The sequence below is a fragment of the Streptococcus sp. LYSM12 genome (assembly GCF_004569635.1).
Classification (GTDB): Bacteria; Bacillota; Bacilli; order Lactobacillales; family Streptococcaceae; genus Streptococcus.
The window spans coordinates 1-529 of sequence record NZ_SPOZ01000075.1; the positions used below are offsets into that span (position 1 = coordinate 1).

Genomic DNA, 529 nt, shown 5'->3' on the forward strand with positions numbered 1-529 from the left:
CTGCAAGACTGCATTTTCTTATTCATGTGGCATGCTTACTGTCGAGTTGTCTAAGTCAATGTCTATCAGCCAGTCGCCATTGTCGCGAATGGTGCATTCAAAGTCTGTCGTATAAAGAACGATACGGTAGCCATAGAGCTGTAGCAGTCTTAAGCTAGAACATCTGTACTCCTTATAGCTCGTGGGTCGAGTCAAGGGATAAAAAGCAAGCTGCAAGACTGCATTTTCTTATTCATGTGGCATGCTTACTGTCGAGTTGTCTAAGTCAATGTCTATCAGCCAGTCTCCATTGTCACGAATGGTACACTCAAAATCTGTCGTATAAAGAACGATACGGTAGCCATAGAGTTGTAGCAGTTTCGAGCTAGAACATCTGTACTCCTTATAATAGCTCATGGGTCAAGTCAAGGGATAAAAAGCAAGCTGCAAGACTGCATTTTCTTATTCATGTGGCATGCTTACTGTCGAGTTGTCTAAGTCAATGTCTATCAGCCAGTCGCCATTGTCGCGAATGGTGCATTCAAAGTCT

The 529-nt window shown here is 43.1% G+C and carries 1 protein-coding gene; it reads right to left on the reverse strand.

Going from position 1 to position 529, the window contains the following annotated elements; translation table 11 throughout:
• Window positions 1-228 precede the first annotated feature (228 nt).
• Window positions 229-396: a hypothetical protein gene (locus tag E4T79_RS11205; RefSeq protein ID WP_167752687.1), complete on the reverse strand. Its 168-nt coding sequence runs from the start codon at window positions 394-396 to the stop codon at window positions 229-231.
• Window positions 397-529 lie beyond the last annotated feature (133 nt).

What these genes read in the sequence shown, in the direction of transcription:
- E4T79_RS11205 (WP_167752687.1), bottom strand. Translation starts at nt 396, where the DNA reads ATGAGCTATTATAAGGAGTACAGATGTTCTAGCTCGAAACTGCTACAA.